The sequence below is a fragment of the Streptomyces noursei genome (genome assembly GCF_016917755.1).
GTDB classification, from domain to species: domain Bacteria; phylum Actinomycetota; class Actinomycetes; order Streptomycetales; family Streptomycetaceae; genus Streptomyces; species Streptomyces yunnanensis.
In genome coordinates this window covers 9143561-9158686 of sequence record NZ_CP070326.1, presented here as the reverse complement: position 1 = coordinate 9158686, position 15126 = coordinate 9143561, and the positions used below count along the sequence as shown (strand labels likewise).

General features: G+C 74.5%; 12 protein-coding genes. 4 read left to right on the top strand and 8 right to left on the bottom strand.

The window, feature by feature from the left end; translation table 11 throughout:
• Positions 1-10: 10 nt before the first annotated feature.
• On the bottom strand, positions 11-2425 hold the full coding sequence (locus JNO44_RS39855; protein ID WP_205368851.1) for a GH92 family glycosyl hydrolase: 2415 nt from the start codon (positions 2423-2425) through the stop codon (positions 11-13).
• Between the two features lie 114 nt (positions 2426-2539).
• Between JNO44_RS39855 and JNO44_RS39850 the strand changes: the two genes are divergently transcribed.
• Positions 2540-3427, top strand: a complete 888-nt coding sequence (locus tag JNO44_RS39850) for a hypothetical protein (protein WP_205371467.1) — start codon at positions 2540-2542, stop codon at positions 3425-3427.
• Between the two features lie 30 nt (positions 3428-3457).
• Here the strand turns inward: JNO44_RS39850 and JNO44_RS39845 are convergent, their stop codons facing one another.
• Entirely contained in the window at positions 3458-4660 is a 1203-nt protein-coding gene (locus JNO44_RS39845) for an MFS transporter (RefSeq protein ID WP_205368850.1), read from the bottom strand.
• A gap of 84 nt (positions 4661-4744) precedes the next feature.
• Here JNO44_RS39845 and JNO44_RS39840 point away from each other — a divergent pair, with 84 nt between their 5' ends.
• The gene (locus tag JNO44_RS39840) at positions 4745-5794 is read left to right on the top strand and encodes an ArsR/SmtB family transcription factor (protein ID WP_205368849.1); all 1050 of its coding nucleotides are present in this window, start codon (positions 4745-4747) and stop codon (positions 5792-5794) included.
• Here JNO44_RS39840 and JNO44_RS39835 read toward each other — a convergent pair.
• The 4 genes from JNO44_RS39835 to JNO44_RS39820 all read right to left on the bottom strand — a co-directional run bounded on the left by JNO44_RS39835 (position 5721) and on the right by JNO44_RS39820 (position 8842).
• Positions 5721-7160, bottom strand: coding sequence for an amino acid permease (locus JNO44_RS39835; RefSeq protein WP_205368848.1), 1440 nt, complete (start codon positions 7158-7160; stop codon positions 5721-5723). The genes JNO44_RS39840 and JNO44_RS39835 overlap by 74 nt on opposite strands.
• A gap of 120 nt (positions 7161-7280) precedes the next feature.
• The gene (locus JNO44_RS39830) at positions 7281-7496 is read right to left on the bottom strand and encodes a dodecin (protein WP_039630682.1); all 216 of its coding nucleotides are present in this window, start codon (positions 7494-7496) and stop codon (positions 7281-7283) included.
• 90 nt (positions 7497-7586) lie between these two features.
• Complete coding sequence (locus tag JNO44_RS39825) at positions 7587-8048, bottom strand: universal stress protein (protein ID WP_205368847.1); 462 nt, start codon at positions 8046-8048, stop codon at positions 7587-7589.
• Positions 8049-8095: 47 nt separating this feature from the next.
• On the bottom strand, positions 8096-8842 hold the full coding sequence (locus JNO44_RS39820) for a PAS domain-containing protein (RefSeq protein WP_205368846.1): 747 nt from the start codon (positions 8840-8842) through the stop codon (positions 8096-8098).
• A gap of 146 nt (positions 8843-8988) precedes the next feature.
• On the opposite strand from JNO44_RS39820, the gene JNO44_RS39815 reads away from it, so the two are divergent.
• The gene (locus JNO44_RS39815; protein WP_205368845.1) at positions 8989-12177 is read left to right on the top strand and encodes a cytochrome P450; all 3189 of its coding nucleotides are present in this window, start codon (positions 8989-8991) and stop codon (positions 12175-12177) included.
• 71 nt (positions 12178-12248) lie between these two features.
• Here JNO44_RS39815 and JNO44_RS39810 read toward each other — a convergent pair whose 3' ends face one another.
• Complete coding sequence (locus JNO44_RS39810) at positions 12249-12809, bottom strand: DUF2165 domain-containing protein (RefSeq protein WP_205368844.1); 561 nt, start codon at positions 12807-12809, stop codon at positions 12249-12251.
• Between the two features lie 128 nt (positions 12810-12937).
• Here JNO44_RS39810 and JNO44_RS39805 point away from each other — a divergent pair, with 128 nt between their 5' ends.
• Positions 12938-13999 (top strand): phosphatidylinositol-specific phospholipase C domain-containing protein, encoded by a 1062-nt coding sequence (locus JNO44_RS39805; RefSeq protein ID WP_205368843.1) that lies wholly within the window; start codon positions 12938-12940, stop codon positions 13997-13999.
• A gap of 52 nt (positions 14000-14051) precedes the next feature.
• On the opposite strand, the gene JNO44_RS39800 is transcribed toward JNO44_RS39805, so the two are convergent.
• On the bottom strand, positions 14052-15116 hold the full coding sequence (locus JNO44_RS39800) for a trypsin-like serine peptidase (protein ID WP_205368842.1): 1065 nt from the start codon (positions 15114-15116) through the stop codon (positions 14052-14054).
• Positions 15117-15126 lie beyond the last annotated feature (10 nt).

The window sequence follows — 15126 nt, the reverse complement described above, 5'->3', positions numbered from 1 at the left end:
CGCGGTGCGTTCAGCGCCCGCCCCCGGCCGGCCGCTGCGGGGCCGCGGCGAGCGCGCCCGGCGTCCCCACCGGCGGCGGGGCCGCCCCCTCGCCGGTGCCCCAGCGGGACGGCTCCGGGCCCACGGAGAACGCCAGAGCACGACCGGCGCGCAACTCGGCGGTGGTCAGATAGGTGCGGTCCCGGGGCGCGCCGTCGAGCCGCACGGCCTGGACGTAGCGGTGGGCGGACGAGGTGCCCGGGGCCAGGACGGTGAAGTGGCCGGCGGGGTAGTACCGGCGGTCCAGGGTCAGGTCCACCCGGTCGAAGACCGGGGTGCTCAGGCCCCAGGTGTCGGTGCCCGGCTGGACCGGGAAGACGCCGATCGAGGAGAGCACCATCCACGCCGACATGGTGCCCAGGTCGTCGTTGCCGGTCATCCCGGTGGGGGTGTCGGTGAAGAGGGTCAGCGCGGCGTGCACCACGTCGGTGGTCTTCCAGGGCTGCCCGGTGGAGAGATAGGTGTACGGGGCGATGAGGTCGGGTTCGTTCTGCGGGTTGTACTTGTCGGCGTTGTAGTAGTCGTAGGGGCCGTTCACCCACACCTCGCGGGCCGTCCTCGCCGGGTCGGCGAGCAACTGCCGGTAGGCGAAGAAGGAGTCGAGCCGGGCCGTGGCCTTCTCCTTGCCGCCGATCAGCGCCACCATCCCCGGCAGGTCCTGCGGCACCAGCCACTGGTACTGCCAGGCCGTGCCCTCGTGGAAGCCCTCGCTCTTGGCCGGGTCGGCGGGGCCGGCGAAGGCACCCGAGGCGTCCCGGGCCCGGAAGAAGCCGGTGGAACGGTCGAAGAGCGTGCGGTAGTTGAGCGCCCGTGCGGCGTACCGTGCGGCGTCCGCGCGGTGGCCCAGGTCGCGCGCCATCTGCGCCAGCATCGCGTCCGACAGGGCGTACTCCAGCGTCGCCGAGGCGCCGTGGTCGAAGTCGGAGTCACCGGGCTTGGTGTGCGGGCGGCCCTTGAGGTACGGCGCGTAGCCGTTCTTGAGGTAGGCGGCGTTCGCCTCCCGGCCGACGGCGGGGGAGGTGGCCGGCGGCACCCCGTCGGCGTTCTTCCGCAGCGCGGTGTACGCCTCCTCCTCGTGGCCCTTGAGCAGTCCCTGACGGTAGGCGTTGGTGAGGAACGGGGTCACCGGGTCGCCGGTCATGATGTTGGTCTCGACGGTGCCGTAGCCCCACTTGGGCAGCCAGCCGCCCTCCTTGTCGATGCGCAGCACCGACAGCGCCATGTCGCGCGCCTCCTGCGGCGCGAGCAGCGACAGCAGCTGGGTCTGGGTGCGGTAGGTGTCCCACAGTGACCAGTTCTGGTAATAGGTGAACCCCCGTGCCAGGTGCGGGCGTTGGTCCCAGCCGGTGTAGCGGCCGTCCACGTCGGTGCCGAGGTTCGGGGCGAGGAAGGAGCGGTAGAGGGAGGAGTAGAAGGTCCGGCGCAGGGTGCGGTCGCCGCCGCGGACCCGCACCAGGCCCAGCCGCCGCTCCCAGGCCGCGTCCGCCGCCGCCCTCGCCCGGTCGAAGGAACTCCCGCCTTCCGCCGCGAGGTTGCGCGCCGCGCCGGCCGCGTCCACGTAGCTCAGGGCGGTGGTCGCCTCGACGACGCGGTCCTTGCGGGTGTCGAACCGGACGTAGGCGCCGTTCCGGCCGGGCCCGGTGGAGTCCCCGGACCCGGGCGTCACGGTGCCGCCGCGCCACGTCCCGTACGCGGTGAACGGCCGGTTGAAGCGGGTCACCGTGTAGACGGTGTACGGCCGGGTGTCCTGGCAGAAGCCGCGGCCGGTGATCGCGGTGCGGACGGTGCGGGAGTCCAGCACCTCGACGCGGGTGGAGACCGTCCGGTGCAGCGACTGGCCGGCGTTGAGCAGCACATTGGCCCGGTCGGTGGCCGGGAAGGTGTAGCGCTGGCGGCCGGTGCGGGCGGTCGCGGTCAGCTCGGCGGTGATCCCGCCGTACGAGGTCAGCCGGACGCGGTAGGAGCCCGGGCGGGCGGACTCGCCGTCATGGGTGAAGGCCGCGGCGTACTTCGCGTCGTCGGTCTCGGTGACGGCGCCGGTGGTCGGCAGGACCGGCAGGTCGCCGCCGAGCCCGCAGCCGACTCCGGAGATGTGCACCGAGCCGAATCCGCGGATGTGGTCGTCGTCGTAGTCGTAGCCGGTGGTGTGCCCGGTGTCGGGGGAGAGCTGCACCATGCCGAACGGCACCGCGGCCCCGGGGTAGGTGTTGCCGTCGTTCCGGCTGCCGATGAAGGGGTTGACCAGGTCGGTGAGGCGGCCACCGGGCGGTTCGGCCGGCGCGGCGGGGGCGGCGTGCGCGGCCGGGGCGGTGAGCACGCTCCCGAGGAGCACGGCCGCCACCGCCGCGCCCGCGGTGCGCGGCCGAGGGCGTCGGGTCCAGGGCATGGGCAGACCTCCAGGAGGGCCGACAACGTTGTCAGGGCGGGCTCATTCTTGGGCCCGGGGCAGGGCGCGTCAAGGGGCCGCGATGCGCCAACGCCCCTCGCCTACCCTTGCCTTGTGCAGCCCTCGGAACCACCCCCGGCAGACCGGGACACGCCACCGGAACATCCGGACCCGGCCAATCCCGCCGCCCTGCCCGCCGCGTTCGTCCGGTACGCCGTCGCCCTGGACGCGGTCGAACTCGCCTGGGGATACCTGCACGCCAGGCTGACCGCCGAGGACACCGTCGAGCTGGCGTTCCTCCGGCGCTGCGACCTCGGGACGGACGGGATCGCGTTCGAGCGGATCCACCGGGCGGGCGCTTCGGTGGCGACGGGTCGGACCGCCGAACTCCACGCCGTCTGCCGGGAGATCGCGCCCGCCGACGAGGACGGGGACGGACGTGATCCGGAGCGGATCTGGGACCACCTCGCCGGCTGCCGCCGGGCCGACCACGGCGACCGGACCGTGACCGAGTCCCGACTCGCCGCCGGCCGCGCCGAGTTCCTGCTCGCCCGGGCGGTCCCCGGCCGCGGCATGAACTGGCAGGAGGACTCCGCGCTGCTCGGCACCGACCGCCCCGAGGAGGTGGACGCGGCCTTCGCCCGCGGCGAGGAACGCGTCGGCGTCGCGGTCATCGGCCTGGCGCTCACCCACCCGAGCCCCCAGGCGATCCTGCCCCGCGTCGCACGGACCCTGGAGCGGGCCCTGGCGGCGGACGACGCCGGCCTGCGCCACCAGGGCATCGTCGCGCTGGCCCACACCGCCCGGCTGCACCGCACGGTGGACGCCCGGTCTCTGGCGCTGCTGCGCCGCTGCCCGCGCGACACCGAGGCCGACACGGACCTCTGGGCGTACGTTCCGCGCCGCCGCCTGCCGTGGTGGCTGTGGTGGCACCGGAGCGTCGGGCGGCGCTGGCGAGCGGTGCGACGGCGGTTGCGGCGGAGGATGCGGCGGCGCGGCTGAACCCGCGCGGCGGGCCGCCCCGCCCGGGCGTCATGCGTCGCGTGCGGCGCCCGTCCCGTGCGGCGCGCGGGGCGCCGGCTCCGCCCGCAGCCCGGGCGCCAACACCACCGTCACCCCCATCGACGCCACCGCGAGCGCCGCCATCGCCCGCCCCGGCGGGAGCCCTTCGGCCAGCGCCCCGGCCAGGGCGGCGCCCGCCCCCTGGCAGGTGAGCATGCCGGAGGAGTGCAGCCCGAGGGCGTGGCCGCCCAGCTCGTCCGGGGTCAGGGCCATCAGCCGGTCCTGGAGCAGCAGGCCCGAGGCGTAGCCGAGGGTGGCCAGCAGCACCGCCGCCACCGCCAGGGCCGTCGGCGGCCGCACCGCGAAGACCAGGTACGGCCCGGCGAGCAGCAGGCACAGCGGGACCGCCAGACGGCCCGCCCGGTGCCGGGGGACCCACCGGCCGACGAGGGTGTCCCCGATCAGCATGCCGAGCGCACCGCAGGCGAACAGCAGCCCCGCCTGCCGGGGTGCGTACGGCACATAGAGCGACTCGCAGCCGACGATCAGGCCGTTGGGCAGCCACAGCGCGAGGTAGACGGACCGCCGCGGCCGATCGGTCCACAGCAGGGCGTTGGCGCGCCGGGTCCGGGCGAGGGAGGGGCGTCCGGTGGCGCGCGGCGGACGGACGGCGAGGCCCCGCCGGGTGACGGCCGCCCCGGCGGCGTACAGCGCGGCGGCGACCAGCAGGGCGCCGCGCGGCGAGAGCGTCGCCACCAGCGCCCCGCCCACCGCGAAGCCGCCGATCTGCAGCACCCCCGACGCCATGCCGAACACCGAGCGGCCCAGGAGGTAACCCTCCCGCGCCAGCAGCTCGTTGAGCAGTCCGTACCGCACCCCGCCGCCCAGGGAGGCCAGCACCCCCAGCACCGTCAGCACCGCGAAGGACGCCCACAACGGCAGCCCCGGCACGGCCTGGACGGCGGTGCCGAGGGCCGGCAGCAGGCCCAGGGCGGTCAGCGCGGCGCGCGGCGGCAGCCGGTCGGCCGCCGACAGCAGCGTGGCCGCGCCGACCACCTGGGCCAGGGCCGGGCCGAACATGGCCAGGGACGACAGCAGCGGCGAGCCGGTCGTCCCGTACACCAAGGTGCCCAGAGCCAGACCACCGACCGTCTGCCCGGCCACCTGGCAGGCGGACGCGACGAGGAGCGGGGAGAACTCCGGCGTGCGGAAGAGCTCGCGATAGGTGCGCATGCCGGGAGTCTCCGGGCCGCCCGGTGCCCCGACGTACAGTTTCGCGGGCGCGCGAAACGAACACGGAACGAGGGGGCGGCGGGCGTGGGTTGGTGGCAGATCGACGCGGACACCCTCGCCGCGGGCCGGTTCGTCGTCTCACCGCTGGCCGAGACCACCGCCGCCCTGAAGACGCTGCACCGCGGCAGCGCCGGCGACCCGGGCGAACGTGCCTGGCTCGACGCCCGACTGCCCGCCTACCGCGCCCGCCTGGCCGACGACCCGCCGACCGCCCTGCTCGTGCGCTGCGCCCTCGGCCCCACCTGGAACGCGACCTTCCTGACCCCGGCCCCGAGCGGCGACCGCGACCAGGACTTCCCCGCCGAACTGGTCCGGGTCCGCGACACCCCGCCGGCCACCGCCCGCACCGACCTCGTCGAGGCCCGCGGCGGCACCCCGCTGCCCGCCGCCCTCCGCGACCGCGACGACCTGCCGGAACGCGCCGCCGCCCTGCTCGACTGGGTCTGGCGGCACACCGTGCTCCCGGACTGGCCGCGTCGCCGCCGCGTCCTGGAGGCCGACGTGCTGGCGCGCACCGCCCGGCTCGGCGACGGCGGTTGGGCCGCGGCTCTGGACGGGATGCGCCCCGGGCTGCGCTGGCTCGGCGAGAACCGTCTGCGGATCGGCGTCCACGGCCAGCCGCCGCGCCAACTAGGCGGTGCCAGGCTTCTGTTCGTACCCGTCACCCCGCGACAGTCCTGGCTGTGCTGGGACACCGGCGGACGCCGGCCGCACCGCTCCGCGGTGGTCTACCCCTGTTCCGGTGCGCTGGCCGAGCCGGACCGGCCGCCGGCGCCCGGGGCGTTGGCCGCGCTGCTCGGCCCCGGCCGGGCGGCCGTCCTGGCGCTGCTCGGCACGCCGAAGAGCACCACCCAGCTCGTCGCGCTCACCGGCCAGGGCCTGGGCTCGGTCGGCCGGCACCTCCAAGTCCTGCGCGACGCCCGCCTGATCGCCCGCCGCCGGGCCGGGCGCAGCGTGCTCTACCGCTGGACGGAGGCCGGCGAGGCGGTCGTACGGGCCGTCACCGCCGCCCCTCGGCCGTCCCGTCCGCCCTCGCCAGCTCCGACTTCCGGTAGGAGTACGAGAAGTAGATGACCAGGCCGACCAGGAACCACACCACGAACCGCACCCAGGTCTGCCACTCCAGGAAGGTGATCAGCCACAGCGAGAAGCACACCCCGATCGCCGGGACCACCGGCATGCCCGGAGTGCGGAAGGTCCGCGGCAGTTCGGGTCGCCGGTAGCGGAGCACGATCACCGCGACGCACACCACCACGAACGCCAGCAGGATGCCGATGTTGGTCAGTTCGGCGGCCTCCCCGATCGGCAGGAAACCGGCGATCAGCGCGGACGCCACCCCGACGATCCAGGTGACCCGGACCGGCACGTGGTGGGTGGCGCTGGTCTTGGCGAACCACTTGGGCAGCAGTCCGTCGCGGCTCATCGAGAACCACACCCGGGTCACCCCCAGCATGAAGGTGAACATCACGGTCAGGATGCCGATGATCGCGCCGACCGCGATCACGTCCGCCAGCCCGGTCAGCCCGACCGACTTGAAGGCCGAGGAGAAACCGCTCTCCGGGTCGATCTGCCGGTAGTTCTGCATCCCCGTCAGCACCAGGCAGGCCAGCACGTACAGCACCATCGACACGGCCAGCGAATACATGATCGCCCTGGGCATGTGGTGCTGGGCGTCCCGGGACTCCTCGGCGGCGGTGCTCATCGCGTCGTAGCCGAAGACCGCGAAGAAGACGGTGGCCGCGCCGGTGAACGCGCCGCTCACCCCGAACGGGAAGAACGGCCGGTAGTTGGCGGTGTCGAGGTGGAAGAAGCCGACCCCGATGACGACCAGCACGACCAGCACCTTCAGCCCGACCACGATCGTCTCGAACCGTGCGGCGTTCTTGATGCCCAGGGTCAGCAGATACGCGATCAGCAGGCACAGCACCGCCGCGAAGAGGTCCACCCGGTGACCGGGGCCGGTGCCGGGCGCGCCGAGCAGCCACGCCGGCAGCTTCAGGCCCAGCTCGCCGAGCAGGAAGGAGAAGTAGCCGGAGATGCCGATCGCGACCACCGCCACGATCGCGGTGTACTCCAGCAGCAGGTCCCAGCCGATGAACCAGCCGGCCAGTTCGCCCAGCACCGCATAGCCGTAGGTGTACGCCGAGCCCGCCTTCGGGATCAGCCCGGCGAACTCGGCGTAGGAGAAGGCCGCCGCGGCGCTGGCGACGCCCGCGATGAGGAAGGAGACCAGCACCGCCGGGCCGGCCTTCTCGTGCGCGACGGTGCCGGCGAGCGTGAAGATGCCGGCGCCGATGATGCCGCCGACGCCGATCGCGGTCAGTTGCCACAGCCCGAGTTCGCGGGTGAGCCGCTGGGACGCGGTGCCTTCGGGCTCCTCGATGTGCTCGATGGGTTTACGGCGCCATACGCCCTCTCCCGCGCGCAGCAGGCGTGCCATGGGTGATCCCTCCGTACGCTCGGTACGTGCCCGTCGTGGTCCGACGGCGGATCATCATGGACCGCCGGCGACGCCGTACGAAGGCGACGCGGCGGCGGGGAGCCATTCGGCCCCGGTGCTTCAGCCCGTGTCCTCCAGCCGGAAACCGACCTTCAGACCGACCTGGTAGTGGTCGATCCGGCCTTCGACGATATGGCCGCGGACCTGCGTGATCTCGAACCAGTCGAGATTGCGCAGGGTGTTGGAGGCGCGCTTGATGCCGTTCTGGATCGCGGCGTCCACGCTCTGTTGGGACGTCCCCACGATCTCGGTGACGCGATAGGTGCGGTCGGTCACGGTGGTCTCCCTCGTCGGGGCGGCACTCCGCCCGTCCACCCTCCACCGTGCCTCAGCCGCGCCCGGCCCACCAGCGGAGCCGGACCCGACCTAGGGCACCACCGTGACCGGCCACCGGCCGGCCTTCACCAGGCGCACCGCGACCGAGCCCATGATCCGGTGCCCGGCGGACTCCGAGGCGCCCACCACCACCGCGTCCGCCCTGAGCTCGTCGGCCATCTGCACCATGCCGTTGTACGGGTCCCCGCGCAGGGTGTGGAACTCCCACCGCAGCTGGTAGATCCCGTCGAGCCGCTCGGTGGCCTGGCGGATCTCGGCCATCAGCTCCTCGGCCACCTCGTTGGTGGCGTCCATGACCGGCGCGCCCAGCGCGGCCCCGGTCGCCAGCACCGGCTGGACGTAGACCATCACCAGCTTCGAGCCCTGGCGCCTGGCCAGTCCGGCCGCGTACGCCGCGGCGCGCCAGGACGAGTCGGAGCCGTCGACGCCGACGACGATGACCTTCGGGCCGTCCGTTCCGCGCTCGAACCGCGCGGCTACATTGTCCTCCACACCAGCGAGGTTATCCGCACACACGTGCAGTCGGGCTCAGGGCCTGGCTAGGGGGCGGTGGGGTGTGCGCCGCCGTCCTCGGGTGCCGCGGGCGCCGGCGGCCAGCGGTCCGGGGCGAGCACCCCCAGCACATACGCCTTCGCCACCAGCGCGGTGCGGCCCTGCACGCGCCAGCGGCGGGCCAGCCGGGTGAGGTGGTAGTTCACCCCGTCGACGGTCAGGCCCAGGGCGCTGCCGATCGAGGCGGTGGTCGCCCCGCCGGCCGCCAGCGCCAGGATCCGGGCCTCGACGGGGCTGGCCGCGGCGCGCGGCACGGCCGGCGGGGCGGCGGCGATGGCCCCGCCGTCCTCCCGCAACAGGGCCAGCAGCGCCGGCGGCGCCGCGGACGGGTCGCCGACCGGGTCGATCGTCAGCTCCCCCTGCCGCTCCGGCTCGCCGGGCCCGGTCCGCCACCGCACCTCGACCGGATAGCGGGACCGCCGGCCCAGCCGCAGCGCCTCCATGATCCGGGCGATCTGCGCCGGGTCCCGCGGCCGGAACCGGTCGAGCAGATTGCGGCCGCGCAACTGCCCGGGGGCCGAGCCCCACTGCGCCGCCATCGCCGGATTGGCGATCAGCACCAGGCCGTCCACCCGGCACACCGCGATCGGCGTGGGGATGCGGTACAGCAGCATCACGAAGTAGTCGCGGTAGGCACTGGCCGGGGGCGGGTCGGGCAGGGCCTGCGGCTCCCGGCGTGGACAGTCCCCGCCCGTGTCGTCCTCCGGCGCACCACCGTGCGTCGCTCCGCCCATCGCCCGGTTTCCGCCCTTTCTCCCGTGCCGCCGGCCGCCCCTGCCCCATCCTCGCCCCGCGCGCAAGAGTGCGCGACGACGAACCACTGCACAATCATGCAGTTCCCCGGGGCGAGCGCGGTCACCGGGCCGGTCACGCTGGAGACATGACCGACACCATCGCGCCCCGGACGGGCGACCTCACGGACGCCACGGGCGCCCCGGTCGCGGACCTCACGGCGACCGGCATCAGCAACACGCCCCTACAGCAGGCCATGGACCTCGCCCGGATCCACGGCCCGGCCTTCACGCGCAAGTTCGGTGCGCGCGAGACCCTGTTCCTCTCCTCCCTCGACCTGGTCACCGAGGTCTCCGACGAGACCCGCTTCGCCAAGGGCGTCTCGGTGATCCTGGAGGACGTGCGGGAGTTCGCCGGTGACGGTCTGTTCACCGCCTACAACGACGAGCCCAACTGGGCCAAGGCCCACGAACTGCTGATGCCGGCCTTCGCGCTGGGCTCGATGCGGACGTACCACCCGGCGATGCTGAAGGTCGCCCGCCGGGTCATGGCGGCCTGGGACCGGCGGATGACCGAGGGCCGCCCCATCGAGGTCGCCGACGACATGACCCGGATGACGCTGGACACCATCGGACTGGCCGGCTTCGGCTTCGACTTCGAGTCGTTCTCCCGGGACACCCCGCACCCCTTCGTCGAGGCGATGGTGCGGTGCCTGGAATGGAGCATGACCAGGTTCGCCCGCCAGCCGGGCACCGACCACTCCGCCACCGACGCGGCGTTCCGCGCGGACGCCGACTACCTCGCGTCCGTCGTCGACGAGGTGATCGCCGCCCGCCGGGCCGGCGGGGAGCAGCGCGACGACGACCTGCTGGGCCTGATGCTCGCCGCCGGGGACGGCGACGGTGCGCACCCGGGCCCGGTCCTGGACCTCGCCAACATCCGCAACCAGGTCATCACCTTCCTGATCGCCGGCCACGAGACCACCTCCGGCGCGCTCTCCTTCGCCCTGTACCACCTGCTCAAGGACCCGGTCGCGCTGCGGCTGGCGCAGCGCGAGGCGGACGAGCTGTGGGGCGACGACCCCGAGCCGGACCCCTCCTTCGAGGACATCGGCAAGCTGCCGTTCACCCGCCAGGTGCTCAACGAGGCGCTGCGCCTGTGGCCGACCGCCGCCGCCTTCACCCGCCAGGCCCGCACCGACACCGTGCTCGGCGGCCGCTACCCGGTCGCTGCCGGCGAACTGGTCACCGTCCTCACCCCGATGCTCCACCGCGACCCGGCCTGGGGCGACAACCCCGAGGCGTTCGACCCGTTCCGCTTCACCCCGGAGGCCGAGGCGGCCCGCTCCCCGCACGCCTACAAGCCCTTCGGCACCGGCGAACGCGCCTGCATCGGGCGGCAGTTCGCGCTGCACGAGGCGACCATGCTGCTGGCGCTGCTGGTGCACCGCTACCGGCTGATCGACCACACCGGCTACCGGCTCCGCGTCAAGGAGACCCTCACCCTCAAGCCCGACGGCTTCACCCTCGCGCTCGCCCCCCGCACCCCCGCCGACCGGGCCGCGGTCCGCGCCGCGCTGGCCGTGCTGCCCGGCGGGTCCCCCGAAGGCGCCACCACCGGCGCCGCCCCCGACGACGGCCTGCCCACCCGCGTCCCGCAGGACACCGGTCTGCTCCTGCTGCACGGCACCAACTACGGCACCTGCCGGGAGTTCGCCGAGCGGCTCGCCGACGAGGCAGCCGCCCTGGGCTTCGCCGCCGACGTCGCCCCGCTCAACGCCTACGCCGGCGGACTCCCCGTCGACCGCCCCGTCGTCATCGTCGCCGCCTCCTACAACGGTCAGCCGACCGACGACGCCACCGACTTCACCGCCTGGCTCGCCACCGCGCCCGAGGGCGCCGCGGCCGGCGTCAGCTACGCCGTGCTGGGCGTCGGCGACCGCAACTGGGCCGCCACCTACCAGCAGGTCCCCACCCTCATCGACGACCGGCTGACCGCACTCGGCGGGGCGCAACTGCTGCCCCGCGCCGAGGCCGACGCCTCCGGCGAACTCATGGGCACCGTAAAGGAGTTCGCCGCCGCACTCCGCGTCGAGCTGCTGATCCGCCACGGCGACCCGGCGACCATCGGCGACGCCGCCTCCGACGCCGTCGACGACTCCGGCTACACCGTCACCGCGCTCACTGGTGGCCCGCTCGACGCGCTCGCCGCCCGGCACGACCTCGTCCCGATGACGGTGACCGAGGCGTACGACCTGACCGCCGAGGGCTGGCCGCGCCCCAAGCGCTTCCTGCGGCTGGCGCTGCCCGACGGTGTCAGCTACCGCACCGCCGACCACCTCGCCGTGCTGCCGGTCAACACCCCGGAGGCGGTGGCCCGCACCGCGCGGGCGCTCGGCGTCGACCTGGACACCGTCCTGGCGCTGCGCCCGCCCGCCGGCCGCCCGACCCGCGCCACCCTGCCCGTCGACCGTCCGCTGACGGTCCGCCAACTCCTCACACACCACCTGGAGTTGAACGCCCGCCCGACCGGCGAGCAGCGCGCCCTGCTCGCCGCTCACAACCCCTGCCCGCCCGAGCGACACGCCCTGGAGAACCTCCCCGAGGACGATCCGCGCACCCTCGTCGAGCTGATCGAGGCGCACCCCGCGCTGCGCGGCGCACTGCCCTGGCCGGTGGTGCTGGAGCTGCTGTCGCCGCTCCGCATCCGCCACTACTCGCTGTCGTCGTCGCCCGCCGCCGACCCCCGGCACGCCGACCTGATGGTCTCGCTGCTGCCCGGCGGCACCGGCTCGACGTATCTGCACACCCTGCGGCCCGGTGACACCCTGCTGGCCCGGGTCCAGCCGTGCCGGGAGGCGTTCCGCCTCGACCCGGCCGACGACGCCCCGGTCATCATGGTCGCCGCCGGCACCGGACTGGCGCCCTTCCGCGGCGCCGTCGCCGACCGCGTCGCCACCGGCCGGACCACCCCGGCCCGGCTCTACTTCGGCTGCGACGACCCGGACGGCGACTTCCTGCACGCCGCGGAGTTCGCCGCCGCCGAGCGGGCCGGCGCGCTCGCCGTCCGCCCCGTCTTCAGCGCCCGCCCCGAGCGCGGCCACCGCTTCGTCCAGCACCGGATCGAGGCCGAGGCCGCCGAGGTGTGGGAGCTGCTGCGGGCCGGGGCCCGGGTCTACGTCTGCGGGGACGGCAGTCGGATGGCCCCCGGCGTCCGGGCCGCCTTCCGTGCCGTGCACCGGGCCGGCACCGGCGCCTCGGAACAGGAGTCGGAGGCGTGGCTGCGTGAACTGACCGCCTCCGGCCGCTACATCGAGGACGTCTACGCGGCCGGCTGACCCCCGGCCGAACCACCGGCGGCGGGTGCGGGATCCTCCCGCACCCGCCGCCGAGCGTCGATTGAAGCGTCCTAGTCCTCGGCGCCGTCGTCCGCGCCGGCCGGCCGCGCGGTCCTCCCCGGCACCGTCCCCGACAGCTGCACCAGGATCAGCACCACGCCGGTCAGGAGGAAGTTCCGCACCGCGGCCTCGACCCCGTTCCACTGCTTCGACTGCCACATCGAGAACCACTCGCCGCCGATCGCCCAGAACCCGGCGCCGAACAGCACCATCATCATCAGCAGCCCGACGGTGGCCAGTCGCCGGGCCCGCGGGGCACCGCCGGACCGCCCCCGCAGCGCCCACAGCGCGGTGGCCGCCAGCAGCACCAGCGCCGCCGCCGACTCCCAGACGATCACCGCCACATACGCGGCGTCCTGCGCCGTCCGCGAGGTGATGGCCCGCCACATCAGGTCCGGGTCCTGGAAGGTGGTGTCCATCGCCAGCACATGGCGGACGTACGCCTGGTTGGTGCCGAAGTCGGTGATGTTCCCGAAGGCCACCAGCGTGATGTACAGCGCCACCACCCCCGTCAACACCGGCGCCGCCCAGGACAGCCCGTTGGAGGTGGTCGCGTTCCCCCGGTTTTGCATTCGTACGTCCTTTCGTTCAGTCGTTCGCGTCGCTGACCGTATCGTGCCTGCTCCCGTTCCGCTTACCGACCGCCAACTCCCGTACGCTGCTGACCGACCAGGCAGGACACCAGGGGAAAGCGGGGAACATGAACAGGAAGCGGTGTGCGGGAACGGTCGCCGTCGCGGCGGCGGCGATGCTCGCGGCGACCGGCCCGGCGGGCGCGGAGCCGGCCACGGCGACGGCCGCCACGACGACCTCCTCCACCTACGACACCACCACCGCGGTCGGGGTCCACAACGCGTACGAGAAGGCCAAGTACCCCTACTTCGCCGACGCGTTGGACTCCGGAGCCGCCCTCGTCGAGGTGGACGTCTGGACCAACGGCCTGGGCGCGTCGTGGCGGGTCGCGCACAGCAACCCGCTGGGCAACAACAGCAACTGCGTCGGCGCGACCACGGCCGCCGAACTGCGCACCAAGGACCGCAACCAGGACTTCGCCGGCTGCCTCGCCGACATGCGCGCCTGGCACGACGCCCACCCCGGCCACCGCCCGATCCTCGTCAAGGTCGAGATGAAGGACGGTTTCCACGCCAAGGGCGGGCGCGGACCGGCCGAATTCGACGCCCTGATCCGGCAGAAACTCGGCGACGCGGTGTACGGCCCGGGCGACCTGGCGGCCGGCCACACCACCCTGGACGAGGCGGTGCAGGCCGGCGGCTGGCCCGCGCGCGCCGACCTGGCCGGCAAGTTCCTCTTCGAGCTCATACCGGGCACCGTCGAGGAGCACAACCCGCTCGACAAGCTGTGGACCGACGTCGAATACGCCGGCCACCTCAAGGACCTCGCCGCCCGGGGCCAGTTGGGCCGGGCCACCGCCTTCCCCGCCGTCCACGGCGCCGCGCCCGGCGACCCCCGGGGGCGCTACGCCGACCCCGCCCTGCGCCCCTGGTTCGTGGTGTTCGACGGCGACGCGGCCACGTACCTCGACGGCACCATCGACACCTCCTGGTACGACGCCCGGCACTACCTGCTCATCATGACCGACGCCCACAAGGTGCCCCCGGCCCTCGACCCCACCCACCCCACCGAGGCCGAGGCGCTGGCCCGGGTCGGGAAACTCGCCGCCGCGCACGCCAGCTTCGCCACCGCCGACTGGTACCCGCTGCCGCCGGTCCTCGCCACGGTCGTCCCGCGCGGCGGCGCCTGACGGCCCGGTCGGCCGGCCCGGTCCGCCGGTTCGGGCCGTCAGGTCGTGTCACCTAGCCCCGGACGGCCCGCCGGTACAGCTCCGCCACGTCCGACCCGAAGCGGCTGCTGTACGACGTGGTGTCGTCGCCGCCCTCGTCCTGGCCGCCGATCACCCCGATGAGCGAGCCGGTGCCGGTCACCGGGTCGACGTCGGTGAGCATCGGGCCGCCGCTGGTCCCGTTGGGGAAACCGGCGCAGGGGAAGCGGAGCTGGCTCGGCCCCTCGGCGTCCGCGGTGTGCCGACAGCTGACCGGGGTGTCGCGGTCGGACGGGTAGCCGGTCAACTGCGCCGGTCGGCCGGGCGGGGCGTCGAACCGGATCTGCTCGGCGCCGGTGACGTCCTCGACGCGCTGGTCCGTGCCGCCGTGCCGGCGGACCCGGAGGAACGCCACGTCGTGATCCGGGTCCCGGTCGCTGATCCAGCGCGGATCCACGTCGATCCGGGTCGGCACCCACAGCCCGTACGGCGCGACCCCGTCGTGCAGGCCGGGCGCGAAGACCAGCCGGGTGCGGAACCCGCCGTCGTGGACGCAGTGCGCGGCGGTGGCGACGAGGTTCCCGGCGGGGGAGTGCACCACGCTGGCGGTGCAGTAGTGACCGGCGTCGCCGTCGTCGCCGGGGGAGAAGAGCGCGCCGACCGGTGGCGCGGGGGTCGCCGCACTGGCCACCAGCGGGCGGGATACGGGCAGCGGGGCCGGCGCGCCGTCGGCCCCGCGCGCGGTGGTCGCCGCCGGTCCCGGCACCTCGCGGTACGGACCGGCCAGCACCGCGGCGGCGGCCCGGTCACCGGCGGACCGCGAGGCGAGGTAGGTGCCGGTGGCCGGGTTCCCGGGCGCCACGTACGGGTCCTGCCGCGCGGCCTTCAGGGCCAGCGCCGTCCCGCCCACGACGACCGTCAGTATCCCGAGCGTCAGGGTCACCCGCAGCGGCACCCCCGCGCGGGCCCGCCCGGTGCGGACCGGCCCGCCGGGCTCCGGCGGTTCCGGCGCCGGCCCGGACCGGGCCGCCCCGGTCGTGCCGGGCGCGCACCGCGCATCCTGTTCCGCCGCCCCGGGCTCGCGTTCGCTCGTCTCCACCAGGTGCCGC

What these genes read in the sequence shown, in the direction of transcription:
- JNO44_RS39855 (WP_205368851.1), bottom strand. Translation starts at nt 2,425, where the DNA reads ATGCCCTGGACCCGACGCCCTCGGCCGCGCACCGCGGGCGCGGCGGTG.
- JNO44_RS39845 (WP_205368850.1), bottom strand. Translation starts at nt 4,660, where the DNA reads ATGCGCACCTATCGCGAGCTCTTCCGCACGCCGGAGTTCTCCCCGCTC.
- JNO44_RS39835 (WP_205368848.1), bottom strand. Translation starts at nt 7,160, where the DNA reads ATGGCACGCCTGCTGCGCGCGGGAGAGGGCGTATGGCGCCGTAAACCC.
- JNO44_RS39820 (WP_205368846.1), bottom strand. Translation starts at nt 8,842, where the DNA reads ATGGGCGGAGCGACGCACGGTGGTGCGCCGGAGGACGACACGGGCGGG.
- JNO44_RS39815 (WP_205368845.1), top strand. Translation starts at nt 8,989, where the DNA reads ATGACCGACACCATCGCGCCCCGGACGGGCGACCTCACGGACGCCACG.
- JNO44_RS39810 (WP_205368844.1), bottom strand. Translation starts at nt 12,809, where the DNA reads ATGCAAAACCGGGGGAACGCGACCACCTCCAACGGGCTGTCCTGGGCG.
- JNO44_RS39805 (WP_205368843.1), top strand. Translation starts at nt 12,938, where the DNA reads ATGAACAGGAAGCGGTGTGCGGGAACGGTCGCCGTCGCGGCGGCGGCG.